The 25034-nt window shown below is 76.0% G+C and carries 21 protein-coding genes; 10 read left to right on the top strand and 11 right to left on the bottom strand.

Translation table 11 applies throughout. The features are described from left to right. Nucleotides 1-41: 41 nt before the first annotated feature. Complete coding sequence (locus ACFYWL_RS06595; protein WP_386968259.1) at nucleotides 42-494, top strand: GNAT family N-acetyltransferase; 453 nt, start codon at nucleotides 42-44, stop codon at nucleotides 492-494. A gap of 122 nt (nucleotides 495-616) precedes the next feature. On the opposite strand, the gene ACFYWL_RS06590 is transcribed toward ACFYWL_RS06595, so the two are convergent. Genes ACFYWL_RS06590 through ACFYWL_RS06575 form a run of 4 tightly spaced genes read right to left on the bottom strand, consistent with a single transcriptional unit; the run spans nucleotide 617 to nucleotide 8451 of the window. Further along, nucleotides 617-1378 carry an ABC transporter ATP-binding protein gene (locus ACFYWL_RS06590; RefSeq protein WP_386968256.1) on the bottom strand — a complete coding sequence of 254 codons (762 nt, stop codon included), beginning with the start codon at nucleotides 1376-1378 and terminating at the stop codon, nucleotides 617-619. Next, on the bottom strand, nucleotides 1375-2367 hold the full coding sequence (locus ACFYWL_RS06585) for an ABC transporter ATP-binding protein (protein ID WP_386968253.1): 993 nt from the start codon (nucleotides 2365-2367) through the stop codon (nucleotides 1375-1377). The genes ACFYWL_RS06590 and ACFYWL_RS06585 overlap by 4 nt, the downstream gene beginning before the upstream one ends. Nucleotides 2368-2422: 55 nt before the next feature. After that, nucleotides 2423-5263 (bottom strand): hypothetical protein, encoded by a 2841-nt coding sequence (locus tag ACFYWL_RS06580; RefSeq protein WP_386968249.1) that lies wholly within the window; start codon nucleotides 5261-5263, stop codon nucleotides 2423-2425. Further along, complete coding sequence (locus ACFYWL_RS06575; protein ID WP_386968247.1) at nucleotides 5260-8451, bottom strand: FtsX-like permease family protein; 3192 nt, start codon at nucleotides 8449-8451, stop codon at nucleotides 5260-5262. Before ACFYWL_RS06575 ends, ACFYWL_RS06580 begins: the two co-directional genes overlap by 4 nt. A 190-nt stretch (nucleotides 8452-8641) precedes the next feature. Between ACFYWL_RS06575 and ACFYWL_RS06570 the strand changes: the two genes are divergently transcribed. Continuing rightward, on the top strand, nucleotides 8642-8938 hold the full coding sequence (locus ACFYWL_RS06570) for a hypothetical protein (RefSeq protein ID WP_043962547.1): 297 nt from the start codon (nucleotides 8642-8644) through the stop codon (nucleotides 8936-8938). Nucleotides 8939-8966: 28 nt separating this feature from the next. On the opposite strand, the gene ligD is transcribed toward ACFYWL_RS06570, so the two are convergent. Further along, nucleotides 8967-9995, bottom strand: a complete 1029-nt coding sequence (ligD, locus tag ACFYWL_RS06565; protein ID WP_386968244.1) for a non-homologous end-joining DNA ligase — start codon at nucleotides 9993-9995, stop codon at nucleotides 8967-8969. A 47-nt stretch (nucleotides 9996-10042) separates the two neighbouring features. On the opposite strand from ligD, the gene msrB reads away from it, so the two are divergent. After that, nucleotides 10043-10453 carry a peptide-methionine (R)-S-oxide reductase MsrB gene (msrB, locus tag ACFYWL_RS06560; protein WP_043962545.1) on the top strand — a complete coding sequence of 137 codons (411 nt, stop codon included), beginning with the start codon at nucleotides 10043-10045 and terminating at the stop codon, nucleotides 10451-10453. A gap of 46 nt (nucleotides 10454-10499) precedes the next feature. Here the strand turns inward: msrB and ACFYWL_RS06555 are convergent, their stop codons facing one another. Further along, on the bottom strand, nucleotides 10500-10775 hold the full coding sequence (locus ACFYWL_RS06555; RefSeq protein ID WP_386968240.1) for an isoamylase early set domain-containing protein: 276 nt from the start codon (nucleotides 10773-10775) through the stop codon (nucleotides 10500-10502). A gap of 160 nt (nucleotides 10776-10935) precedes the next feature. Here ACFYWL_RS06555 and ACFYWL_RS06550 point away from each other — a divergent pair, with 160 nt between their 5' ends. The 3 genes from ACFYWL_RS06550 (at nucleotide 10936) to ACFYWL_RS06540 (ending at nucleotide 13091) form a co-directional block, all read left to right on the top strand. Beyond that, entirely contained in the window at nucleotides 10936-11196 is a 261-nt protein-coding gene (locus tag ACFYWL_RS06550) for a Prokaryotic metallothionein (RefSeq protein WP_386968237.1), read from the top strand. Nucleotides 11197-11310: 114 nt separating this feature from the next. Continuing rightward, nucleotides 11311-11865, top strand: a complete 555-nt coding sequence (locus ACFYWL_RS06545; protein WP_386968234.1) for a GNAT family N-acetyltransferase — start codon at nucleotides 11311-11313, stop codon at nucleotides 11863-11865. 200 nt (nucleotides 11866-12065) lie between these two features. Continuing rightward, nucleotides 12066-13091: a lytic polysaccharide monooxygenase gene (locus ACFYWL_RS06540; RefSeq protein WP_386968772.1), complete on the top strand. Its 1026-nt coding sequence runs from the start codon at nucleotides 12066-12068 to the stop codon at nucleotides 13089-13091. Nucleotides 13092-13250: 159 nt separating this feature from the next. On the opposite strand, the gene hemQ is transcribed toward ACFYWL_RS06540, so the two are convergent. From hemQ to hemE, 3 genes are read right to left on the bottom strand one after another with little or no spacing between them, the layout of a single operon-like run. Further along, nucleotides 13251-13952: a hydrogen peroxide-dependent heme synthase gene (gene hemQ / locus ACFYWL_RS06535; protein ID WP_386968231.1), complete on the bottom strand. Its 702-nt coding sequence runs from the start codon at nucleotides 13950-13952 to the stop codon at nucleotides 13251-13253. Further along, the gene (gene hemG, locus ACFYWL_RS06530; RefSeq protein WP_386968770.1) at nucleotides 13949-15373 is read right to left on the bottom strand and encodes a protoporphyrinogen oxidase; all 1425 of its coding nucleotides are present in this window, start codon (nucleotides 15371-15373) and stop codon (nucleotides 13949-13951) included. Before hemG ends, hemQ begins: the two co-directional genes overlap by 4 nt. An 11-nt stretch (nucleotides 15374-15384) precedes the next feature. Continuing rightward, nucleotides 15385-16473 (bottom strand): uroporphyrinogen decarboxylase, encoded by a 1089-nt coding sequence (hemE, locus tag ACFYWL_RS06525; RefSeq protein WP_386968229.1) that lies wholly within the window; start codon nucleotides 16471-16473, stop codon nucleotides 15385-15387. Between the two features lie 206 nt (nucleotides 16474-16679). On the opposite strand from hemE, the gene ACFYWL_RS06520 reads away from it, so the two are divergent. Next, complete coding sequence (locus tag ACFYWL_RS06520; RefSeq protein ID WP_386968226.1) at nucleotides 16680-17252, top strand: DUF3000 domain-containing protein; 573 nt, start codon at nucleotides 16680-16682, stop codon at nucleotides 17250-17252. Nucleotides 17253-17485: 233 nt separating this feature from the next. On the opposite strand, the gene ACFYWL_RS06515 is transcribed toward ACFYWL_RS06520, so the two are convergent. Both ACFYWL_RS06515 and ACFYWL_RS06510 read right to left on the bottom strand, forming a co-directional pair. Next, complete coding sequence (locus ACFYWL_RS06515) at nucleotides 17486-18556, bottom strand: hypothetical protein (protein ID WP_386968223.1); 1071 nt, start codon at nucleotides 18554-18556, stop codon at nucleotides 17486-17488. A gap of 86 nt (nucleotides 18557-18642) precedes the next feature. After that, a complete protein-coding gene (locus tag ACFYWL_RS06510) occupies nucleotides 18643-19752 on the bottom strand; it encodes a trypsin-like peptidase domain-containing protein (protein WP_386968767.1) in 1110 nt (369 codons plus the stop codon). Between the two features lie 365 nt (nucleotides 19753-20117). Between ACFYWL_RS06510 and ACFYWL_RS06505 the strand changes: the two genes are divergently transcribed. The 3 genes from ACFYWL_RS06505 (at nucleotide 20118) to ACFYWL_RS06495 (ending at nucleotide 24954) form a co-directional block, all read left to right on the top strand. Further along, a complete protein-coding gene (locus ACFYWL_RS06505; protein WP_386968220.1) occupies nucleotides 20118-21446 on the top strand; it encodes a ribonuclease D in 1329 nt (442 codons plus the stop codon). A 218-nt stretch (nucleotides 21447-21664) separates the two neighbouring features. Further along, entirely contained in the window at nucleotides 21665-22888 is a 1224-nt protein-coding gene (locus tag ACFYWL_RS06500; protein WP_386968217.1) for a thiolase family protein, read from the top strand. After that, entirely contained in the window at nucleotides 22885-24954 is a 2070-nt protein-coding gene (locus ACFYWL_RS06495; protein ID WP_386968215.1) for a 3-hydroxyacyl-CoA dehydrogenase NAD-binding domain-containing protein, read from the top strand. The genes ACFYWL_RS06500 and ACFYWL_RS06495 overlap by 4 nt, the downstream gene beginning before the upstream one ends. Nucleotides 24955-25034: the final 80 nt, after the last annotated feature.

The following is a 25034-nucleotide window of genomic DNA, read 5'->3' as shown; positions in this document are numbered from 1 at the left end:
GACCGGGGCATCGGCCGCTGCCGCTGTGCCAGGCTGACGGCATGCGCACAGTGATCTTCCGGGAGGCGGTCCGGGCCGACCTGCCCGCCGTCCTCGCCCTGCTCGCCGACGACGTGCTCGGGCGGGCCCGCGACGTCGGCGAGGTGGACGACGCGTACGAGCGGGCCTTCGCGGACATCTCCGCCGACCCGCGCAACCATCTCGTGGTGGCCGACGACGGCGGGGCGGTCGTGGGCTGCCTCCAGATCACCTACATTCCCGGCCTCGGCCGGCACGGCGCCCAGCGGTCCCTCATCGAGGCGGTGCGGGTGCGCTCCGACCGCCGAGGGCAGGGGCTGGGCGGGGAGATGATCCGCTGGGCGATCGACCAGGCGAGGCAGCGCGGCTGCGCCCTGGTGCAGCTCACCACGGACAAGTCCCGCACCGACGCCCACCGCTTCTACCTCAACCTGGGCTTCGTGGCCTCCCACGAGGGCATGAAACTCTCCCTCTGACCCGACCCCGCCCCCACCGCGGCGATCTTGCACTTTGGGCCCCGACGAATGGCGCAAATGCCCCACGGAAGGGGCCGCAAGTGCAAGATCGCGGGTGGGGGCGGGGGCGAGGCGGGGGCGGGTCAGGGGGTGGGGGTCAGGTGGCCGTCGCGGAGGGTGAGGGTGCGGTCGGCCAGGTCGATGAGGGCCGGGTCGTGGGTGGCGACCAGGGCGGTCATGCCGCGCGCGTGCACCACGGCGCGGAGCAGGTCCATGATGGACCGGCCCGTCTCCGAGTCGAGCTGGCCGGTGGGCTCGTCGGCGATCAGCAGGTCCGGCTCGTTGGCCAGGGCCCGGGCCAGCGCCACCCGCTGCTGCTGGCCGCCGGAGAGTTCGTACGGCCGCTGCGCGGCGTGCCCGCCCAGCCCCACCAGCTCCAGCAGCACCGCCACCCGTTCCTCCCGCTCGGCGGCGGGCACCTTCGCCAGCCGCAGCGGCACCCCGACGTTCTCGGCGGCGGAGAGGATCGGGATCAGCCCGAAGGTCTGGAAGACGAACCCGACGGTCCCCCGGCGCAGCCGCAGCAGCTCCCGCTCGCCGGCCGCCCCGAGGTCGTGCCCGGCCACCCGCACCCGGCCGGAGTCGGGCCGGTCCAGGCCGCCGACCAGGTTCAGCAGGGTGGTCTTGCCGGCGCCCGACCGGCCCCGGACGGCGACCAGTTCCCCCCGCCCGGCGACGAACGAGACGTCCCGCACGGCGTGCACCGCGCGTTCACCCCGGCCGAAGGTGCGACTCACCCGGTCGACCCGCACCACCTCGTCCACGGTCGCGGCGAATCCGGGGGCGGTCCCGGGGGCCACGGCCGACCCGGCGACGGGGGGACCGGGCTGCTGCTGCTCGCTCATGCGTCACTCCGTTCGGCGTCGGCCCGGCCGCCCGGCCGCACCTCGACGTGGTCGGGTTCGAGGGTCAGCCGCACCCGGTCGCGCAGGGCCAGGGCGTCGACGAAGGACTCCGGCAGTTGCATCCGGCCGGCGCGGTCCAGCACGGCGTACTCCTCGCTGACCAGCTCGGTGCTGCCGTCCGCGCCGATGCGCGCGGTCCGGCGTACCTCGGAGGCGGTCCGGCCGTCGCGGATGGCGACGGTCCGGCGGACCTGGGTGGCCACGGCGTGGTCGTGGGTGACCACCACGACCGTCACCCCCAGCTCCGCGTTGATCTGCCGCAGCGCGGCGAAGACCTCCGCGCCGGTGGCCTCGTCCAGCTCGCCGGTCGGCTCGTCGGCGAAGAGCACCTCCGGGTCGTTGGCCACGGCCACCGCGATCGCGCAGCGCTGCTGCTCCCCGCCGCTGAGCTGACCCGGCCGCCGGTCGGCGCAGTGGCCCACGCCGACCAGGTCGAGCAGCTCGCGGGCCCGCTCCCGGCGGGTCCGCCGGGGACGCCGCCCGGCCAGCCGCATCGGCAGCTCGACGTTCTCCAGCGCGGTCAGGTACGGCAGCAGGTTGCGGCCGGTCTGCTGCCAGACGAACCCGGCCATCCGGCGGCGGTAGCTCAGCCGGCGGCGGGCGGACATCGCGAGCAGGTCGTACTCGGCGACCCGGGCGATGCCGGCGGTCGGGGTGTCCAGCCCGGAGAGGATGTTCAGCAGGGTGGACTTGCCCGAGCCGGACGCGCCCACGATCGCGACCAGCTCCCCCCGGTCGATGATTAGGTCGAGCCCCTGCAACGCGACCACCTCGACCCCGTCGGTCTTGAAGATCCGCACCAGGCCGTCGCAGACGATGTGCCCGCGCAGCCGGTCGTGCCCGCCGGCCCGCTCGGCCGCCCGCTGCGCGGCCCGTCGTTGCAGGGTGGCCAGGTCCGGCGCGGCGGACGCCGTCACGGTGGCTGTCATCTCAGCATCCCTCTCCACGCATCGTCAGCATTCCCCGCCGCGTGTCCACACACGGTCAGCTCCCCTCTCCGAGCCGGAGCACCTCGCCGAGGCGCATGCGGCGGTTGTTCACCGTCTCCACGGTCACCGCGAGGGCCAGCGCCACCGCGCCGGCCGCCAGCACCGCCCCGACCAGCCCGGGCGAGAACGCGACCCGGACCGGCTCGCCGCCGGTGAACGCGGCCAGGCCGAGCGCCGGGGTCAGCAGCACGGGCAGCAGCGCCCCCGTGAGCGCGCCGGTGAGCAGCGCGGCGGCGACCAGGGGCGTCAGCTCCACCAGCAGCAGCCCCCGCCACTGCCGGCGGGACAGGCCGAGGGTGCGCAGCCGGGACAGCACCTGCCCCCGCGTCCGCGCACCGGCGAGCACCGCGAAGGCGATCGCCAGCAGGCCGAACGCGGCGCCCCCGGCCGCGCCGGCGGCGAAGCCGAAGACGAGCAGGCCGTTCGCGCCGCCGCCGCCGAGCTGCTGGCGGGCGCCCTGCCAGGTGGTCACCTCGGCCCCGCGCGGGCGCTCCCCCGCAGCGAAGCTGCCGCCGGTCTGGTAGCGGCGCTGGCCCTCGTCGCCCGCCCGCCGCAGCGTCTCCACGTCGAGCCCGTCGCCGGAGACCAGGAACGCCGTCGGCACCGGGCCGGACGCGCCCGGACCGGCCGTCCCCGGACCGGGTGCGCTCGGACTGGGAGACGCCGGACCGGGTGCGCTCGGGCCGGATGCGGCCAGGCCGGACGACAGCGGCTCGGGCAGCGCCTGCCAGGGCAGCACCACGAACCGGTCGACGTCGGGCGGGACCAGCGGGAAGCGGTCGGCCGTGTCGGCCACCCGGAACGGTTGGGCGTACCCCTGCACGGCCACCCGCGCCGTCCCGTCGAGGCCCGCGTGGGCCAGCTCGGCGGCGAGCCCCGGGGAGACGAGCGCGGGCGCCGGCCCGGGCGACCGGCCCGCCCGCAGCACCGGCGGCACCGACACGGCCACCCCGGCGTCGCGCGCCGTGTCGGCCAGGCCCGGCCCGTCGACCAGCAGCACGGTGACGGCCGCGAGGCCCGCGTCGACGCCCCGGGCGTCGGCGACCCGCAGCGCGCTCTCCCGCAGCACCGGGGTGCTGCGCCGCACGCCGGGCAGCCGGCGCAGGGCCGCGCCGGTGTCCGGGGCCAGCCGCTCCCCGTCGACCAGCGCGGACGCCGGCACGGCGATGGTGGCCGTCCGGTCCCGGCCGGCCTCGATCCCGCCCGCCACGATCCCGCAGAAGGCCGCCGTGGCGACCGCGACCACGACGACGACCACCGGCCCGGTGGCCGCCGACCGGCTCGCCCCGGCCACCCCGAGGAACGTCACGCTGCCGCGCGTGCGGGCCGCGACGCGGCCGAGCAGCCGCAGCGGCCACGGGTAGAGCCGCAGCGCCAGCACCGCGGCGGCGACGGCCAGCAGCACCGGCACCGAGACCAGCAGCGGATCGACCGAGCCGGGGCTCAGGCCGCGGCGGCGGATCAGGAACGCGGCCAGCACGGCGAGGGCGACGACGAGGAGTTCGAGGGTCAGCCGACGGCCACCGGCGCGGCGGCCGGACAGGTCGCGTCGGCCGCCCGGCAGGGCCGAGCGGCCCAGCGTCGCCAGGGGCAGGGCCAGGGTGGCCAGCGCCGCCGCGACGAGGACCAGCCAGTCGGTTCCCGCCGCCGCCGAGCCGGGCAGCAACCGGCCGAGCAGCCAGCCGAGCGCCGCGGCCGGCGGCACCACCAGCGCCGACTCGGCGAGGCTGCGCCACGCGCCGCTCGTCGGTGCGCCGCCCCGGGCCACCAGCAGGGCGAACTCGGCCTCCCGGCGGCGGGCCGCCAGGCGGGCCGCGAGCACGATCAGCCCCGCCACGGTGGCGAACATCCCGGCGGCGATCACCGCGAGCAGCGTCCGGGCGGCGGAGACCGCGTCGAGGAACTGCCGCAGCGGGACGTCCACGGCCTGCGTGACGCTCAGCCCGGCCGGGGGCGTGCGCTCCAGCCGCCGTACGCCGTCGATGACGGCGCCCAGGCCGGCCACGTCCAGGCCGCCGAGGCGGTAGCGCCAGGAGAACCGGACGGGCACGCCGGTCGCGATCGCCGCGTCCAGGCCCGCGTCGCTGGTCAGCGCCACCATCTCGTACGGCTCCGCGTCGCCGGCCGGCTCGGTCACCCGCAGCGCCGACGGCAGGGTGTTCCAGACGCCGTCCCCGGTGCGCACGGGCTCGAAGACGCCCGCCACGAGCAGCGGCAGCGACTCCCCGTCGGCGCCGCTGAACCGCAGCCGGCTGCCCGCACGGAGGTTCAGCTTGCGGGCCGTGTCGGCGGCCAGCGCGACCTCGACGGGCTGCGCCGCGCCCACCGCCTCCGCCGGCCAGCGTCCCTCGGTCAGGGTGGCCGCCCCGGTGACGCCCGACGCCGCGCGGAGCCGGGCGACGACGAGGTAGTTCTTCGCCGCGAGGTCGGGCCCGGTCAGCCGGCTCAAGGCGGTCTCCGCGAGGAACCACCGGCTCTGCACCGCCTCCCGGACGGCCTCGGGCAGGCCCGCCTGGAGCCTGTCGAGTTCCTGGCCCCGGTCCGCGGTGACCGGCGTGACGACCCCGCCGCCCCCGGCCGGCAGCTCGGGGGCGGTGAGGGTGAGGTCCCGCTCGGCGGCCGGCCGGCCGGCGACGTGTTCCCGCAGCCCCTGCTCGGCGAGCCGGTCGGCCGTACGCGGAACCGCGGTCACCAGCAGCGCGGCCACCAGCGCCAGCAGCCCCAGCAGGAGGAACTGCCCCGCGAACGCCCGCACCCGGCGGACGGCCCCGGCCAGCGCGGTCCCGCCGCCGCCGAACACCGCTGCCCGAGGTCCCTTGGTGTCGCCCCTAGTCATCGCTCTCCGCCGATCCGTAGTTGGGCCGCCGCGACGCGCTGGCGGACGCCGGAGGCGATCACCGTGCTGAACGCGAGCGCCGCCAGCAGCAGGCCGAGGGCGGTGCCGGCGACGGGCAGCCAGGGCAGCGCGAAGGCCGCCTCCGGCACCGGCCGGTCCGCCGACCGGGTGAGCACCACCAGCGGTGCCATGGTGGCGCCCACCCCGGCACCGACCAGCAGCCCGACCCCGACGCCGATGCCGGCCAGGAAGGTCTGCTCGGTGAGCAGGGCGCGGGCGAGCAGCCGCGCCGGTGCGCCCAGGGTGTGCAGGACCGCGAGCTCGCCGATCCGTCGGCGCGCGGTGGCCCAGACGTCCACGCCCAGCCCGACCAGGGCGAGCAGGACGGAACCCGCCGCCGCCGCGAGCAGCCCCGTGCGGGTGCCGAGCCAGTACGGGTCGCGGCCGGCCTCCGCCGCCGTCACCCGCCGGTCCAGCACGGTCACCCCCGGCAGGTCCGCCGCCGCCCGCGCCGCCTCGGCGGATTCGCCGGTCCCGGTGCGGATCCACCACTCCGAGACCGGGCGGACGGTGCCCGTGGCCCGCAGCAGCCAGTCCGTGGCCGCCGGCAGGTCCAGCAGCATGCCGCCGGCCGCCCCGCCGCTGGCCGGGACCGCGTCGATCTCCCCGACCACCTCGACGGTGAGCGTCACCCCGGAGAGGCCGACGTCCAGCGTGTCGCCCCGCCCGACGCTCAGCGCGCGGGCCACCTGCGGCGTGATCAGCGCCGGGACCGGTGGGCCCGTGCCGGCCGGCACCACGGCGAAGCGGCTGGTCGGCTGCGTCGCGAACCGGCCGCCCGCGACGCGCTCCATCTTCCGGCCGGCGCGCAGCACGCCGTCAGCGAACCAGGCCGGCTCCGCGCTTCCCGGGTCGTCCAGCCGGGGCACCCAGTCGCCGGCCAGCGGCACCGGGCTGGCCGCGCCGGCCGCGTCCAGCGTGCGCAGCCCGGTCACCTCCAGCCGGTAGCCGGAGCCGAGCGCCGGCCCGCCGTCGACGTCGAACCCGGCCAGCCGGTAGGCCCGGCCGCCGTTGTCCGGCAGGTCCACGGCCACCGGCACGGGCCGGCCGTCGCTGCCCGCGCTGGCCAGCGGCAGCTTCCACGCGCCCCCGTCGGCGGTCGTGAGCAGGACGGACACCCGGACCGGGTGCGGCCTGACGGCATTGGCCACGGGGGTGGCGACCGTGCCGGCGAGCCGGCGGGCGGCGGCGGGCAGCTCGACGCCGAGGGGCGCGGCCCGGCCGCGTACCTGCCGGTCGAAGAGTGCCCGGGGCGGCTCGCCGGCGAGCCGCTCGTCGAACCGGACCACGTCGGACGCCGCCGCCGCGTCCAGGCTCAGCACGCTGACCGGCAGGTCCTCGCGGCCCACCCGGATGTCGTCGCGCCAGGCCGGCACCGCCCGGTCCACGCCGGGCGCGGCGGCGAGGCGGCCGGCCCGCTCGGCAGGAGCGGCCCCGGACCGCTCGACCAGCCGCAGGTCGGCCCCGACGGTGAAGTCCGCCTGGTCGACGTGCGACCGCTCCCCCGTGGTCACCAGCGACCAGGCCAGGGTGCTCCCGCCCACGGCGAGCGCGAGCAGCAGCACCGGACCGGCGTGCGGCCGGCGGCCCGCCTGCCACATGCCCAGCGTCGCGGCCAGCCACGGCCGCCGGTCGACGAACCGTTCGGCGAGCCGGGCCGCCGGTGGCAGCAGGCGCAGCGCGACGACGGCACCGGCGAGCACGCCGAGCGTGGGCGCCGCCACCAGCAACGGGTCGACGCCGAGCCGGCCGTCGGCGCCGGCCAGCGGGGACGAGTACCGCCGCAGCTGCGTCCAGGCCAGCACCGCCAGGCCGACCAGGGCCAGGTCGACGCCGATCCGCTGGGCCGCCGCGCCCCGGCCCGGCCGCGACCGGGCCGCCATGTCGGCGACGTACGTGCCGGCACGGCGCAGCGCCGGCAGCGCCATGGCCACCAGGCAGCCGGCCGCCGCGGCGGAGGCGACCGCCCAGGTGAGGGTCGTGCCGCCGGGGGCGGTCAGCTCGGACCAGCCCTGTTCGTGGCCGATCCGGCGCAGGGCCTCGGCGGCGATCGGCGGCCCGAGCAGCGCGGCCGGCAGGACCACCAGGGCGGCCTCCCGCACCGCCAGCCCGGCGATCTGTGCCCGGGCCGCGCCCCGGGCGCGCAGCAGCGCCGTCTGCCCCCGGCGGTCCTCGTTGAGCAGGGCTGCCACCAGGACCAGCGCGTACCCGCCGAGGACGAGGACGAGCAGCAGCGGGGTGAGCAGCGACGACCGGCCCACCAGGTCGGCGCGGGTCAGCCGGTCGATCAGCCGGTCCATGGTGGTGACGGTCTGCGCGGAGGCGCCGAGGCCCGTCGCCCCGGGCAGGTCGGCGACCTCCGTGGCGACGGCGCGCCGCACGGCGTCCAGCCGGCCCGGCCCGACCGCCGCCAGGTCGGGCTCGACCAGCCAGGCCGCCGAGGTGGTGCCGGGGAACGTCCGGTCGAAGTCGGCCGGATCGAGCAGGAACGGCCCGTACGACGTCTCGGAGCCTGCGGCGACGGCGCCCGGCGCGAGCCGCCAGTACGACCCGGCGGGGTCCCTCGGCCGGAAGAGGCCGACCAGCTCCACCTCGCCGGTGCGCTCGGTGGCCCGGTCGCGCAGCGGCACCCGCTCGCCGACGGTCAGGCCGAGCACCCCGGCGACCCGCTCCGGCAGGAGCACCTGCGTCGGCACGGCCCCGCCCTGGGGCTGCCGCCCCGCCACCAGCTCGGCGTGCCCGGCCAGGTCCTCCAGGGTGGTCAGCTCGGCGAAGACCGGGTCGTCGCCGACCCGGGCGGCGCCGAGGTCGCCGGTCAGCTCCCGCCCCGTCCCGTAGCGGGCCCCGCGCACCGTCGCCGCCGCCCCGCCGAGCCCGGCGGCGAAGCGGTCGCGGACCGCCCGGTCCCGGGCGGCGAAGGCGGCCCGGTCGGGGCCGCCCGAGCCGCTGACCAGCAGGCTGCGCTCCTGGGCGGGCGACGCGGCAAGCACGGCCCGCTGCCCCGCGTCGACGGCCCGCCGGCTGTAGTCGGCCAGCCCGGTGACGAGGGCCACCGCCACCAGGGCCGCCACCAACGCGGCGGACAACAGCCCCCGGGCGGCCCACGCCCGCCTCCACACCAGCACCATCGCGCTGCCTCCCCGGGCCCCCCGCGGAGCCGACGGACACAGAGACCCACTGCGGGTACGGAAAGGTTCGCGCCCGTTATCCGACCGTTATGGCACAGCGCCCGCCGAGCGTGCCGGGGCCGGGCGGCGCGACGGCTGGGCCGGGCGGCGCGACGGCTGGGGCTGGCGTCGGCCTGGTTGGATGGCGGGCATGGAAATCGCCCTCATCGTGCTGACGATCGGCGTCGTGCTGCTGCTGGCCGGCCAGCTCGCCGGCCCCCGGCGGGACCGGGTCACGGAGGCCCGGCTGGCCGAGATCGATCGCCGCCTCCAGCTCGTCATGGACCACCTCGGGGTGGTCGACCGACGGCCGGAGCCGCCCGGGGTCCGCGAGTATCTGGCCCGGGGCCAGAAGATCCAGGCGATCAAGGCGTACCGGGAGGCGACGGGCGCGGACCTGCGCACGGCGAAGGAAGCCGTGGAGGCGATGATGGGCCCGATCAGCTGAGCGACGCGCATGTCAGCTCTGCCCGTGGTCAGCGGGGCCGGTCGCGGTCCTTCGACGGCTGGACCCGCTTCGGTTCGCCGGGCATCTTCGGGTGGTCCGGCGGGTACGGCAGGTCGCCCTGCCCCGCAGCGTCGTCCCGGTCGGCCCACTCCAGCAGCGGGGTGATGTCCCACGCCGCGTCGTCGATGCCGGCGTGCGGGTCGCCCCGCTGCGCCAGCCGGGCCGGGACGCTGCCCAGGTGCAGGTCGTCGGGGTCGACGTCGGGCAGCTCGTCCCAGGTGACCGGGGTGGACACGGTGGCCCGGGCGTTGGCCCGCAGCGAGTAGGCGCAGGCGATCGTGCGGTCCCGGGCCATCTGGTTGTAGTCGACGAAGACCCGCTCGCCCCGCTCCTCCTTCCACCAGGCGGTGGTGACCAGGTCGGGGCGGCGGCGCTCCAGCTCCCGGGCCAGCGCGATGGTGGCCCGGCGCACCTGCGTGAACGTCCACCGGGGCGCGATGCGCAGGTAGACGTGCACGCCCCGGCCGCCGGACGTCTTCGGCCAGCCGGTCGCGCCCAGCTCGGCGAGCAGGGCCCGCAGCTCGGCGGCGGCGGCGACCGCGTCGGCGAAGTCGGTGCCGGGCTGCGGGTCGAGGTCGACGCGCAGCTCGTCGGGGTGGTCGACGTGACCGGCGCGCACCGGCCAGGGGTGGAACACGACGGTGCCCATCTGGGCCGCCCACGCCACGTGGGCCAGGTCGACCGGGCACAGCTCGTCGGCCGTCCGGCCGCTGGGGAAGGTGATCCGGGCGGTGGCCAGCCACGGCGGCACGCCCCGGGCCGGCACCCGCTTCTGGAAGAACGCCTCACCGCCGATGCCGTCGGGGAAGCGTTGCAGCGTGGTCGGGCGGTCCCGCAGGGCGCGCATGATGCCGTCGCCGACCGCCAGGTAGTAGCCGAAGACGTCCGCCTTGGTGAAGCCCCGCTCAGGGAAGATCACCCGGTCCGGGCTGCTCAGCCGTACGGTGTGCCCGGCCACCTCGACCTCGGCGGCCGGTGCCTTCGCGGTGCCTGCCATTCGGCGACCATATGCCACGGCACCGACAGCCGACGTACCGTTGCGGGGTGAGTCTTGACGAGAACGAACTGCCCCGCACCGAGGACGAGTGGCGGGTCCGGCTCAGCCCGGAGGAGTTCCGGGTGCTGCGCGAGGCGGGCACCGAGCGGCCCTGGACCGGCGAGTACGTGGACACGAAGACCCCCGGGGTCTACCGCTGCCGCGCCTGCGGGGCGCAGCTCTATCCCAGCGACACCAAGTTTGACTCGCACTGCGGCTGGCCGAGCTTCGACGACGCGATCCCGGGCGCGGTGAAGGAGATCGAGGACAACAGCCACGGCATGCGGCGCACGGAGATCCGCTGCGCCCGCTGCGACAGCCACCTCGGGCACGTCTTCCGGGGCGAGGGCTTCACCCCGAAGGACACCCGGCACTGCGTCAACTCGATCTCGATCCGGCTGGAGCCGGCCCAGGGCTGACCGGCGACGGCCCCGGTGCCACGCCCGCCGGGGCGCGGGCCCGCCGTCAGACGATCAGCACGCTGCCCTGCTCGTCGACCCGGTCGGCGGACTCGTCGTCGAGCCAGACCCCGCCCGTGGCGAGGTAGCGGAACCGGTACGCCCCGGGCCGGAGCCGCACGGTCACCGTACGGGTGCCGTCGCGCCGGGCGACCAGCTCGTGGCGGCCCGGCTCCCAGTCGTTGAAGGAGCCGACCACGCTCACCGGGCCGGCCGGCGTCTCGCGGGGAAGGCAGAAGGTGACCCGGGTCTGGTTGCCGAACAGCCTGCTGCGCTTGATCACGTCGTCCTCCCGGGGTCGGGGCTTTCACCAGGCACAACGTCCGACACGCCGGTCCCGACACGCCGCCCGTTAAGCCCGTTTTCTGGCGTTTTGATCGCTTGGCCTGGGGGATTGTCGCACGCTGGGGGGCATCTGTCCTTACGGCTACGGGGGTTCGGCGATGGCGACGTGCGAGGTCTGCGGAAACGACTACTGGCTGGCGTTCGAGGTGCGCACGGTCAGCGGCGACGTGCACACCTTCGACTGCTTCGAGTGCGCGGCGCACCGGCTGGCCCCGATCTGCGAACACTGCCAGGTCAAGATCGTCGGCCACGGGGTGGAGGTGTCGGGGCGCTTCTTCTGCTGCGCACACTGCGCCCGCCAGGAGGAGGGCGACCGGGGCGCGGAGATCCGCGACACCGTCGGCTCCCACCCCCGCTGAGACGAAGGAAGGGCCCCTTCTTATCACGGGTGCTAAGAAGGGGCCCTTGCTCTACAGAATGCGTTAACAGGGGGCCCTTCCTTGCGCCAGGGGCGGGCGGCCTAGCATCGGCGGGTGTCGCCGCAGACGGTCGAGGCCCGGATCGCCTCCTTCGCCGAGTTGGACGCCCGCACCCTCCACGACCTGCTACGACTGCGCGTCGACGTGTTCGTGGTGGAGCAGCGGTGCCCGTACCCGGAACTCGACGGCCGGGACGTCGAGCCGGGCACCCGGCACGTGTGGCTGGCCCGCACCGATGACGGCGGCCGGCGGGCCGGGGGCGACGCCGGTGACGGGGGCGACGGAAGCCAGGGCGAGGCCGGGACCTACGGCGGCGTCGTGGCGTACCTGCGGATCCTGGCCGACCCCGGCGGCCTGGCGCGGATCGGCCGGGTCGTGGTCGCGCCGGGGGCCCGGGGCGGCGGCCACGCCGGGCGGCTGATGGCCGAGGCGCTGGCCGCGGTGGGCGACCGGCCGTGCGTGCTGGAGGCGCAGTCCCACCTGGTCGGCTTCTACGCCCGGCACGGCTTCGCCGTGAGCGGGCCGGAGTACGTCGAGGACGGCATCCCGCACACGCCGATGCGCCGACACCCCGGCCGCCCCGACGCCCCGGGGGCCGCCCCAAATTGACACACCCCGATGGGTGTGGGAATCTCGCAGCGGAGCCGCCACGGGAGCAACTCGAACCGGCACGGGAGGGGCAACTCCCGCGATCCGGGCGTCGTCACAGTCGACCCCTCATCCCGGAGGCTCCATTGTCCACCCTCGCGCGTCGGCGTTCCACGCCGCGCCTGGCAGCCTGGCTGCTCGCCGTCGGCGCTGCCGCCGCCATGCTGCTCACCACCGCCCTGGCGAACCCCGCGTCCGCCCACGGTTCCGTCGTCGACCCGGCGTCCCGCAACTACGGCTGCTGGCAGCGCTGGGGCGCCGACCACATGAACCCCGCCATGGCCACCCAGGACCCGATGTGCTGGCAGGCGTTCCAGGCCGACCCGCAGGCCATGTGGAACTGGATGGGCCTGTTCCGGGAGGGCGTCGCCGGCAACCACCAGGCCGCCATCCCCGACGGCCAACTGTGCAGCGCCGGCCACACCCAGAGCGGCCAGTACAATTCGCTGGACACGATCGGCGCGTGGAAGACCACCTCGATCTCCAACAGCTTCCGCATCCAGCTCAACGACCAGGCCAGTCACGGCGCGGACTACATCCGGGTGTACGTGACCAAGCAGGGCTTCGACGCGCTGACCAAGCCGCTGGGCTGGAGCGACCTGGAACTGGCCGGCCAGATCGGCAACACGCCGGCGTCCCAGTGGAAGAAGGAGGCGTCGGGCGTGTCGATCCAGGTGCCGGCCAACGCGCCGGGACGCACCGGGCGGCACATCGTCTACACGATCTGGCAGGCCAGCCACCTCGACCAGTCGTACTACCTGTGCAGCGACGTGGACTTCGGCGGTGGCGGCCCGACCACGCCGCCCACCACCACCCCGCCCACCACGACCCCGCCGACCACCACTCCCCCCACGACCACCCCGCCGACGACCCCGCCGGCGACCGGGGGCTGCACGGCGACCTACCGGCCCGTCTCCTCCTGGAACGGCGGGTTCCAGGGCGAGATCGAGGTGACCGCCGGCTCGTCGGCGATCAAGGGCTGGACGGTGACCTGGACCTGGGCCAACGGCCAGCAGGTCAGCTCCTACTGGAGCTCGACGGTGACCACCAGCGGGTCCACGGTGACCGCCCGCAACGTCGCGTACAACGGTTCGCTGGCCGCTGGGGGGAAGACCTCGTTCGGGTTCGTCGCCTCGTCGTCCGGCACCAACACCGCGCCGACCCCCACCTGCACGGCCACCGTCTGACGGCTGCCGTCTGACGGCTGCCACCTGACGCCCGGCGGCCCGACGCCCGCCCGGCAGGGCCGGCGGCACGACGCCCGCCCGACGCGGCGGCGCGCGTTAAGAAGGGCCCCCTGTACAACGTTTTGCGTTAACAGGGGGCCCTTCCTTGCACCTAGCCCCTCACGGGAGGCAGGTGACGATGTCGGCGATCGCGCGGCGGCGGCCCGTGTAGAACGGGACCTCCTCCCGGACGTGCCGGCGCGCCCCCGACGCCCGCAGGTCGCGCATCAGGTCCACGATGCGGTGCAGCTCGTCGGCCTCGAAGGCGAGCATCCACTCGTAGTCGCCGAGGGCGAACGAGGCGACCGTGTTGGCCCGCACGTCCGGGTATCCCCGGGCCATCTTCCCGTGCTCGGCCAGCAGCTCGCGCCGCTCCGCGTCGGGCAGCAGGTACCACTCGTACGAGCGGACGAACGGATACACGCACAGGTACGCCCGCGCCTGTTCGCCGGCCAGGAACGCCGGGATGTGGCTCTTGTTGAACTCCGCCGGCCGGTGCAGCGCGAGCTGCGACCACACCGGGGTCAGCGCCCGGCCCAGGGTGGTGCGACGGAACCGCAGGTACGCGTCCTGAAGCGCGTCGCTGGTCGGGGCGTGCCACCAGATCATCAGGTCGGCGTCGGCGCGCAGCCCGGCGACGTCGTACGTGCCGCGCACCGTCACGTCCTTGCCGGCCAGCTCGGCGAAGAGCGCCTCGACCTCGCCGGTGACGTTCTCCCGCAGCGACGGCAGCGGGCTGGCCGCCCGGTACACCGACCACATCGTGTAGCGGATGCTCTCGTTGAGCTCCCGCAGCCGCGCCGCGTTGGTCTGCTCGGTCATGCCGATCCTCCCAGTGCCGTGATGATCTCCTCGGCCGCCGTCTCGCCGGAGCGGACGCAGACCGGGATGCCGACGCCGTCGTAGCCGGCGCCGGCCAGGGCCAGCGTGGGGTGCGCGCCGCGCAGCGCCGCCCGCACGGCGGCCACCCGGTCGAGGTGCCCCGGGGTGTACTGCGGCAGCGCCCCGCCCCACCGCTGCACGTGGCTGGCCACCGGCGCGGGCAGCGGCGTGCCGAGCACCTTCGACAGCTCCCGGTGCACCGCCTCCACCAGGTCGTCGTCGGTGACCTGGAGGGACGCCTCCTCGCCGTAGCGGCCCACGGAGGCCCGCACCAGGGCCAGCCCGTCCGGCCGGGCCAGGTGCCCCCACTTGGTGGTGAAGAACGTCGACGCCTTGATCAGCAGCCCCTCGGTGGCCGGCACCAGGAACCCGGACAGCGCCGGCAGCTCAGGGCGGGGCAGCGCGAGGGTGACCAGCGCGACGCTGGCGTAGTCCAGCGCCCCGACGGTCGCCGCGACCCCGGCGCCGAGGCCGGCGGGGCCGTCGAGGCCGGCCAGCAGGCGGGCCGCCGGGCGGGCCGGGACGGCGAGGAGCACCGCGTCCGCGTCGACCCGCTCCGGGTCGCGGGTCGGGCCGACGGTCAGCCGCCAACCGGTCGCCGTCGGGGTCAGCTCCCGCACGGCCGCGGTGCGGCGGATCGTCGCCCCGCCGGCCGTGGCGGCGGCCTCGACCAGCCGGCTCAGCCCGCCGGCCAGGGTGCCGAAGACCGGCTCGCCGGGGGCGCGGGGCGCGGCGGCCTGCGCCGCCCGGACCGCGCCGAGCAGCGTGTGCTCCACCCGGGCCGCGCGGGCCAGCGCCGGCATCGTGGTCGCCAGGGACAGGTCGTCGGCCCGGCCGGCGTAGACGCCGCCGAGCATCGGGTCCACCAGCCGGTCGACCACCGCGTCGCCGAACCGGGCGCGCACCAGCGCCCCGACGGAGACGTCCGCGCCGGGGGCCAGCAGCGGCCGGCCGGCGTCGCGGTCGGCGTCCGCGGCGGGCTCGGCCACCGCCGCCGCCTTTGCCAGATCCCCGGGTACGCCCACCAGCGTCCCGCCGGGGACGGGGCGCAGCTCCCCGTCGACGGCCAGGGCGGCCTGCCCGACGCTCGGGTGCACGATGTCGCCGGCCAGGCCGAGCCGGCGGGCCAGGGTCACGACGGCCGACTCGCCGCCGGCCGGGTCCCGCATCAGGAACGACTCCGCGCCGAACTCCACCGGCCCGCCGGCCAGCTCGCCGGTGCGCAGCTTCCCGCCGAGCACGCCGGACTGCTCGTAGACGGTGACCTCGGTGCCGGCCGGGGCCCGGTCGGCCAGCCGGACGGCGGCGGCCAGCCCGGTGATCCCGCCCCCGACGATCGCCACCCGCCACGGCTGCCGCACGGTCACCCCCGCTACTCGCCCGGGCGCGCGGACACCTCGTGCACCAGCGCGACCACCCGGGTCAGCACGTCCGGATCGGTCTCCGGCAGGACGCCGTGCCCGAGGTTGAACACGTGGCCGGGGGCCGCCCGCCCCTCGGCGAGGATCCGCCGCACCTCCGCCTCGACCACCGGCCACGGGGCGAACAGCACGCACGGGTCGAGGTTGCCCTGCACGGCCCTGTCCGCGCCGATCCGGCGGGACGCGACGTCCAGCGGCGTACGCCAGTCGACGCCGACCACGTCCGCGCCGGCCTCGCCCATGGCGGGCAGCAGCTCGGCCGTGCCCACCCCGAAGTGGATCCGGGGCACCCCCGCGTCGGCCAGCCCGGCCAGCACCTTCGTCGAGTGGGGCAGCACGTAGCGCCGGTAGTCGGCCTCGGACAGCGCCCCGGCCCACGAGTCGAACAGCTGCACCGCCGACACGCCGGCCTCGACCTGCACCCGCAGGAACGCCAGCGTCACCTCGGCCAGCCGGGCGCACAGGGCGTGCCACAGCTCCGGCTCGCCGTACATCAGGGCCTTGGTCTTCGCGTGGGTCCGCGACGGCCCGCCCTCGACCAGGTAGCTGGCCAGCGTGAAGGGAGCCCCGGCGAAGCCGATCAGCGGGGTGTCGCCCAGCTCGGCGACGAGCAGCCGCACCGCCTCGTCGACGTAGGAGACGTCGTCGCGGCCGATCGGCCGGATCCGCTCGACGTCGTCGGCGGTGCGCACCGGCTCGGCGACCACCGGCCCGGTGCCCGCGACGATGTCCAGCTCCACCCCGGCGGCGGCCACCGGCACCACGATGTCGCTGAACAGGATCGCCGCGTCGACCCCGTGCCGGCGTACCGGCTGGAGGGTGATCTCGGCGACCAGCTCGGGGCGGCGGCAGGACTCCAGCATCCCGACGTTCCTGCGGATCTCGCGGTATTCCGGCAGGGAGCGGCCGGCCTGGCGCATGAACCAGACCGGGGTGTGCGGGCCGGGCTCGCGCCGGCAGGCCCGGACGAACGGCGACCCGCCCGTCCCGCTGCGGGGTTCTCCGTCTCGGGCGGCGGTGCCCGTCGTCTCGGTGCTCATCGCGGCTATCGTGCCACGCCCCCCGACCCCCTCCCCCACCCCGGCCGCCTTTTGTGACGTGTAAGGAAGGGCCCCCTGTTAACGCATCCGGTAGAGAAGGGTCCCCCTCTCACCGCCTTCCGTTCGCGGCGCCCGCGAGGGCCGCCGCCGCAGGCCGTCGGCGTGCCGTTCCGTCGGCCGGGCGGCGGGCGGCATAGGCTGCCGGCATGGCCCCCCCGATCGCGCTCCCGGAGACCTTTGCCCGCGCGGTCGCCGGGCTGCGGTCGGCCGCGCCACGAGCGGAGATCGTGCTGGAGGAGGTCGGCGCGCCGCAGCGCCTCGCGCCGTACGCCTTCGCGCTCTCCGCGACGGTGCTGCGCGACGGCGACGAGGTCGCCACGGGGCGGCTGATCCTGCTGCACGACCCCGCCGGGCACGAGGCGTGGCAGGGCACCCTGCGGCTGGTCACCTACGTCACGGCGGAGCTGGAGGTCGACCTGGCTGCCGACCCGCTGCTGCCCGGGGTGGGCTGGACCTGGCTGACCGACGCGCTGGACGCGCAGGGCGCCCCGCACCGCGCCATCGGCGGCACGGTCACCCAGACCATGTCGACCCGGTTCGGCGACCTCGCCGGGCCGCCGGCCGCCGCCGACGTCGAGATCCGGGCCTCCTGGACCCCGCTCGGCGAGGACCTGACCCCGCACCTGATGGCCTGGTGCACCCTGCTCGCCTCGACGGCGGGCCTGCCCCCGCCCGGGGTGACCGCCCTGCCGGAACGCCGCCCGGCCGACGCCGCCTGACCCATCGCCGACGCCCACCGGCCCGACGCCCGCCACGGATCTTGGAAGATTTCGGCCCCCGGAGGGGCCGTTCCGCTCCAAGATCCACGGGCGCCGGGCGTCGGGCGTCGGGCGTCGGGCGTCGGCGATGGGTGCCGGGCCCTGCGCCGTCCCGTCCCGCCCGTCGTGGCGCGGGACGGGCGGGACGGGGCGGGACGGGGCGGGACGGGCGGGTGGTGCCTACCTGCGCACTGTCAGAGGTAGTTCTCGGCCTCGTCGCAGACCTTGTTCATGCCCTCGGTGGCCTTGTCGTACGCGGCCTTGTTGTTCGCCGCCGCAGCCGTCAACGCGCTGGTGAGCTTGTCCAGGCAGGTGGCGATGACCTTCTTCTGCCGGGCCTGCTCGTCCCGGTCGTTGCGGGTGCCGGTGAGGTCCTGCTCGGTGTTGGAGAGCTTGTCCCGCACGGCCTGCAGATCCGTCTTGAGCTTCTCGATCTCAATCTTATTCGCCGCGATCGTGCCGTCCCGCTCGCTGACCTGGCCGGTCAGCCGCTTCTCGGTGCGGTCCAGCTCGCTGCTCTTGGTCACGTAGAGGCCGGTCATCACGCCGCCGAGGACGAAGAGCAGCCCGGCCACCACGGCCAGGACCAGCACCTTGCGCCCGCCCGGACGGGCGGCCGGCGCCGGGGAGCCGTAGGGCGGCGTCGTGCCGGGCTGACCGTAGGACGGCGTCGCGCCCGGCGGGCCGTAGGCCGGCACGGCACCGGGCGGGCCGGACATCGGCTGGCCGAAGGCCGGGCCGGAGACAGGCGGCACCGACATCGGCTGGCCGGAGGCGGGCGCCACCGACATCGGCTGGCCGAACGCCGGCGGCGTCGGTGCCGGCCCGGGTTGCCCGGGACCGGACACCGGCGGGGTGGAAACGGGCTGGCCCGCCTGCGGCGTGCCGTACTGGCCCGGTGCGAACTGCTGCGTCGGTGCCGGCGACGGCGGCGGCGTCCCGTACTGGACGGGGTTGAACTGCTGCGTCGGCTCCGCCGCCGGCTGCGGCGTCCCGTACTGGCCCGGGGTGAACGGCTGCGTCGGCGGGGTCGGCTGCGGCGGCTGCGGCGGCTGCGGCGGCTGCGGCGCACTCTGCTGGACCGGGGCGAACTGCTGGGTCGGCTCCGCCGCCGGCTGCGGCGCGCCGTACTGGACCGGGGTGAACTGCCGGGTGGGCTCCGCCGGCTGGCCCGTCGGGTCGTGCTGCGGGGGCACGGGCTGGCCGGGGTTGCCCGGCGGCGGGTACGGCGGCTGGCTCCCCGGCCCGGTCGGTGGCTGCGACATTCTTCTCTTCCTCCAGGTGGGGCGGCCCGTGGCCGGGGCCGCGACGAACCGGCTGGTACGGGACGGACGGCGCGGAACGGCCGAGGTCAGCAGATCCGGAAGCCGTCGCAGGCGACCTTGATGGGTACGGCGAGGCCGATGCCCTCGGCGTCGCGGGCCTTGGCGGTGGCGATGCCGACCACCTGCTTCTGGCCGTTGACGACCGGGCCACCGGAGTTGCCGGGGTTGATCGGCGCGTCGAACTGGATGACCGGGCCGGAGCCCTGCCCCGCCTCGCGGAAGGCGCTCACCACGCCGGTGGTGACGCTGTCCTGCAGGCCGAGCGGGGCGCCGACGACGACGATCTGCTGGCCGGGCTTGACCGCGGCGGACGCCGTCACCAGCCCGGTGAACTTGCTCGTGGTGCGCAGCTGGGCGATGTCGTTGGCCTCGTCGACCTTGACGATGGTGGCCGGGTAGCGCTGGTCGGTGCGTTCCAGGAAGACCTCCCGGCCGCCGCCGACCCAGACCGACTCGACCACGTGGAAGTTGGTGAACAGGTTGGTGCCGCCGCCGGTGTCGGGCTTGCCGACCGCGAAGGCGGTGCCGGTGAACTGCCCGGCCCGGACCCGGAAGACGCTGGGCAGCACGGCGCTGGCCACCGCCTCCGGGTTGAACTGCGCCCCGGCCTGCTTCTCCAGGGCCTGCGTCCGCTGCTCCAGGTCGTCGAGCCGGGCGCCGTCGTCGGTCTGCGCGGTGGCCAGCCGCCGGTCGGTGTCGGCCAGCCGGTCGGAGAGCCGACTGATCTGGTACGCCTGCACGCCGCTGACCACGGCCAGGACCAGGGCGAGCCCGAACGCGACGAACGTCAGGGCGCGGCCCCGGGCCCGGGGCGCCGGGGTGGCCCCGCCGGTCGGGGCGGGCGCGGGCCACCCGGGCGGCTGCGGACCGCCGACGGGCGGCTGCGGGGCGGCGACGGACGGCTGGGGGCCGGCGACGGGCGGCTGCTGCGGGGCGGGCCAGCCGGCGGGCGCGGGACCGGGCCACTGGCCGGGCACGGCGGACTGGGCCGGCGGGGGCGACGAGCCGGGCCAGTGACCGGACGGGGCGGCCTGACCGGCGGGCGGGTTGCTGCCGCCCGGCGGCGGGTGGGAGCCTGCGGCCTGCGGGTAGACGGCGGCGGTGCCCCGGTGCGGGTCGATCCGGGGCGGGTCCATGCGGGGCGGCAGCGGGCCGGGGCGGGCGTCGCCGGCCGGGGTCGCGGCGGCGGGAGGCTCGCCCACCGGCGGCTCGGCAGGTCGCGCCGGGGCGGCCCAGCCACCGCCCGAGCCGTCGCCGGGCCCCTGCCCCGGGCCCGTCGCACCGTACCCAGCCGTCGTCATTGCCACGTCCTCCCCGTCGCCGCCCCGGTGTCCGCCGACGCCGGTTCCGTCCCGGGCGGCGGCCCGAAGGAACGTACCCGCGCCGCCGCGCTTTGTCTTCCCCGATGTCCGACCCTGGCATGCCGGGTCAAGAAGCCGACGCCGACACACACCGCACCCGGCTGCGCGCGCCGGATCGCCGCGCGCACTAGGGTTGTCAGGTGACCGACGAACCACCCCTGCGCCGTCGGGCCGCCGAAAGCCGAACGGGAAACGAGCCGCACCAACCGCCGTCGGCCGCGCCGGAGCCGGTGGACGCGGGGCCCGAACCGACCGTCGACGGGCCCGTGCCCCTGACCGCCCCCCGCGAGGGAACACCCGAGCCGGTGACGACAGAGGCCGGGCTGGCCGAGGTCGTGGCCCGCTTCGCCGCCGGCACCGGCCCGGTCGCGCTGGATGCCGAGCGCGCCTCGGGTTATCGCTACAGCCAGCGGGCCTACCTGGTGCAGTTACGCCGGGCGGGGGCCGGCACGGCGCTGATCGACCCGCTGCCGCTGCCCGACCTGAGCAGCCTGGACGCGGCCATCGCCGACGCCGAGTGGGTGCTGCACGCCGCCAGCCAGGATCTGGCCTGCCTGGCCGAGGTGGGGCTGCGCCCGCGCCGGCTGTTCGACACGGAACTGGCCGCTCGGCTGGCGGGATTCGAGCGGGTCGGGCTGGCCGCGCTGACCGAGCAGCTACTCGGCTTCAGCCTGGAGAAGCACCACTCGGCGGCGGACTGGTCGAGCCGGCCGCTGCCGGAGTCGTGGCTGACGTACGCCGCGTTGGACGTGGAGATGCTGACCGACCTGCGTGACGTGCTCGACGCGGAGCTGGCCCGCCAGGGCAAGTCGGCGTGGGCGGCGGAGGAGTTCGCCGCGCTGGTGCGCAGCGTCGACCGCCCGCCCCGGGTCCGGGCGGAGCCGTGGCGGCGCACCTCCGGCATCCACCGGGTGCGCGGGGCGCGGGCCCAGGCACGGATCCGTGCCCTCTGGTATGCCCGGGACCAGATCGCCTCCCGCCGGGACGCCGCGCCGGGCCGGGTGCTGCCGGACTCGGCGATCGTGGCCGCCGCCGAGCTGGACCCGAAGGACGAGAAGGCGCTGCTGACCCTGCCGGGCTTCGGCGGCCGGTCGGTGCGCCGGTTGGCCCGCACCTGGCTGGCGGCGCTGGACGACGCCCGGCAGTTGCCCGACGACGCGCTGCCGGTGACCCCGGTGGTGGAGGGGCCGCCCCCGCCGCACCGCTGGGCGGAGCGGGACCCGGTGGCGGCGGGCCGGCTGGCCCGGTGCCGGGAGGTGGTGGTCCGGATCGCGGGCGAGCACGCCCTGCCGCCGGAGAACCTGATCGCCCCGGACTCGATCCGCCGGCTCGCCTGGACCCCGCCGGAGGAGGTGACCGAGGCGACGGTCGCCGAGACGCTGCGCGGCCTCGGGGCGCGCGAGTGGCAGCTCTCGCTGCTGGTGCCCGACCTGACCGCCGCGCTGGCGGGCCCGGCTGCGGCGACCTGACCCCGGCGGTCGCGGGTCGGCGGCGGTCGCGGGGTCGGCGGTGCCGCCGCCCCGCGCCGGACACCGGGGGGTGTGGGGTGGGCCACACGGGGCGTGGTGTCGAGGATGGTTACTGGCGAGTAGCATCCGAGGGACCACGCCCGTGCCGCGATCCTCGTTCGGTCCGTGGTGCCGCTGGTCGGCGACGAGGCCGAGTCAGGGTCGAAAAGGAGGCTCAAGTGCCCCGTGAAGTCCGCGATGTCGTCTTCGTCGACGGCGTCCGCACCCCGTTCGGCAAGGCGGGTGGCATGTACGCCAACACCCGCGCCGACGACCTGGTGATCCGCTGCATCCGCGAGCTGCTGCGCCGCAACCCGCAGTTGCCGCCGGAGCGGGTCGAGGAGGTCGCCATCGCCGCCACCACCCAGATCGGCGACCAGGGCCTCACCATCGGCCGCACCGCCGCCCTGCTGGCCGGCCTGCCGAAGACCGTCCCCGGCTTCGCCATCGACCGGATGTGCGCCGGTGCGATGACCGCCGTCACCACCGTGGCCGGCGGCATCGCCATGGGCGCGTACGACGTGGCGATCGCCGGCGGCGTCGAGCACATGGGCCGGCACCCGATAGGCGAGGGCGTCGACCCCAACCCGCGGATCGTCGCGGAGCGGCTGGTCGACCCGTCCGCCCTGGTCATGGGCGCCACGGCGGAGAACCTGCACGACCGGGTGCCGCACGTCACCAAGGAGCGCACGGACGCGTTCGCGCTCGCCTCCCAGCAGAAGACCGCGAAGGCGTACGCCAACGGCAAGCTCCAGGGCGACCTGGTGCCGATGGCGATCCGCGACGACGAGGGCGGCTGGGGCCTGGCGACGGTCGACGAGGCGCCCCGCGACACCTCGCTGGAGAAGCTCGCCACCCTCAAGACCCCGTTCCGCCCGCACGGCAGGGTCACCGCGGGCAACGCGGCCGGCCTGAACGACGGCGCCACCGCCAGCCTGATCGCCGCCGAGAGCACCGCCCGCGAGCTGGGCCTGCCGGTGGCCATGCGGCTGGTGTCGTACGGCTTCGTCGGCGTCGAGCCGGAGGTGATGGGCGTCGGGCCGATCCCGTCGACGGAGAAGGCGCTGCGCATCGCCGGCCTGGGCATCGGCGACATCGGCCTGTTCGAGCTGAACGAGGCGTTCGCCGTGCAGGTGCTCGCCTTCCTCGACCACTTCGGCATCGCCGACGACGACCCCCGGGTCAACCCGTGGGGCGGCGCGATCGCCATCGGTCACCCGCTCGCGTCCTCCGGGGTGCGGCTGATGACGCAGCTCGCCCGGCAGTTCGCCGAGCACCCCGAGGTCCGCTACGGCCTCACCGCCATGTGCATCGGCATCGGCATGGGCGGCACGGTCATCTGGGAGAACCCGCACTGGACCGGTTCCGCCGTTCCGGCCGGACAGGAGGGTGGAGACAAGTGAGCGCGCTCGCCGCACCGAACGAGGTGGTCACCCGGGCGCTGCTGCGCCAGGTGCACGTGCCAGGGCTGGCCCGCCCGGCCGCCCTGATCACCCTCGACAACGGCTTCGACCACACCAAGCCGAACACCTTCGGCCCGGGCGGCCTGACCAGCCTCGACGAGGCGATCACCGCCGCCCTCGCGGCGGACCCGGCGTTCGTCGCGGTCACCGGCAAGCCGTACGTCTTCTGCGTCGGCGCCGACATCACCAGCCTGCCGCAGCTCGCCGACCGGGAGCAGGCCCTGGAGATCGGGCGGCTCGGCCACCGGGTCTTCGCCCGGCTGAAGGACAGCGCGGTCCCGACGTTCGCGTTCGTCAACGGCGCGGCGATGGGCGGCGGCCTGGAGCTGGCGCTGCACTGCCACTACCGGACCCTGTCCGGCGGGGCGTCGGCCCTGGCGCTGCCGGAGGTCTCCCTCGGCCTGATCCCCGGCTGGGGCGGCACGCAGCTCCTGCCGAACCTGATCGGCATCCCGGCCGCCACCCAGGTGATCCTGCAGAACCCGCTGACGCAGAACAAGATGCTCAAGCCGAAGCAGGCCGCCGAGATGGGCATCGCCGACGTGCTGCTGGAGCCGGCCGACTTCCTGGAGCGGTCCCTGCAGTGGGCGGCCGGCGTCGTGCGCGGCGAGGTCACCGTGACCCGGCCCGAGGTCGACCGGGACATGTGGGCGGGCGTGCTCTACTTCGCCCGGCAGACCCTCGATGCGCGGCTGCACGGCGCGGTCCCCGCCGCGTACCGGGCGCTGGACCTGCTGGAGACGGCGAAGGACGCCGACTTCGCGGCCGGCACCGCCGCCGAGGACGAGGCCCTCGCCGACCTGATCTTCTCCGAGGAGCTGCGCAGCGGGCTCTACGCGTTCGACCTGGTGCAGCGGCGCGCCAAGCGGCCGGCCGGCGCGCCCGACAAGGGCCTGGCCCGGCCGGTGAACAAGGTCGGCATCGTCGGCGCCGGCCTGATGGCCAGCCAGCTCGCGCTGCTGTTCGCCCGCCGCCTCCAGGTGCCGGTCGTCCTGACCGACCTGGACCAGGGCCGCGTCGACAAGGGCGTGGGCTACGTGCACACCCAGATCGAGAAGGCCGTCAGCAAGGGCCGGATGGACAAGGGCACGGCCGCCAAGCTGTACGGGCTGGTCAGCGGCTCGGTCGACAAGTCCGTGTTCGCCGACGCCGACTTCGTCATCGAGGCCGTGTTCGAGGACCTGGACGTCAAGAAGCAGGTCTGGGCCGAGCTGGAGAAGATCGTCTCCCCGGAGGCGGTGCTCGCCACCAACACCTCCAGCCTGTCGGTCACCGCGATGGCCGCCGAGCTGGAGCACCCGGAGCGGGTGGTGGGCTTCCACTTCTTCAACCCGGTCGCGGTGCTGCCGCTGCTGGAGATCGTCCGGGGCGAGCGCACCGACGACGCCACCCTGGCCACCGCGTTCGCGGTCGGCAAGCAGCTCAAGAAGTCGAGCGTGCTGGTGGCCGACGCCCCGGCGTTCGTGGTGAACCGGCTGCTCACCCGCTTCCTCGGCGCCGTCTTCGCCGCCGTCGACGCCGGCACCCCGCTGGACGTGGCGAACGCCGCGCTGGACCCGCTGGGCCTGCCGATGCGCCCGCTCGCCCTGCTCCAGCTCGTCGGCCCGGCCGTGGCGTACCACGTGGGCGGCACCCTGCACGGCGCGTTCCCGGACCGGTTCGCCGTCAGCGAGAACCTGCGCCGGATCGCCGAGTCGGGCCAGCCGATCGTGGTCGACGACGAGATCAACGCCGACGTCGCCAAGCTGCTGGTCGTCGGCGACGAGCCACTGACCGCCGAGCAGGTGCGGCGCGACGCGCTCGACGCGCTGGCGCAGGAGGTGCGGCTGATGCTCGACGAGGGCGTCGTCGCCGAGGCGCAGGACATCGACCTGTGCCTGATCCTCGGCGCGGGTTGGCCGTTCCACCTGGGCGGCGTCACGCCGTACCTGGACCGGACGGGCACCAGCGAGCGGGTGACCGGCCGGCGGTTCCTGCCGCCCGGCGTGGCCAGCCTGCCCGCCTGATCCTCCCCGCTCCCCCGCGATCGCGGCGGCCGGGCCTCCCTTTCGTGGGCGTCCCGGCCGCCGCGATCGTCGTTCACCTC

It is taken from the genome of Micromonospora sp. NPDC002575 (genome assembly GCF_042889525.1).
Lineage (GTDB): Bacteria > Actinomycetota > Actinomycetes > Mycobacteriales > Micromonosporaceae > Micromonospora > Micromonospora carbonacea.
The sequence above is the reverse complement of the archived record's forward strand: the minus strand, read 5'-3'. Positions and strand labels throughout refer to the sequence as shown.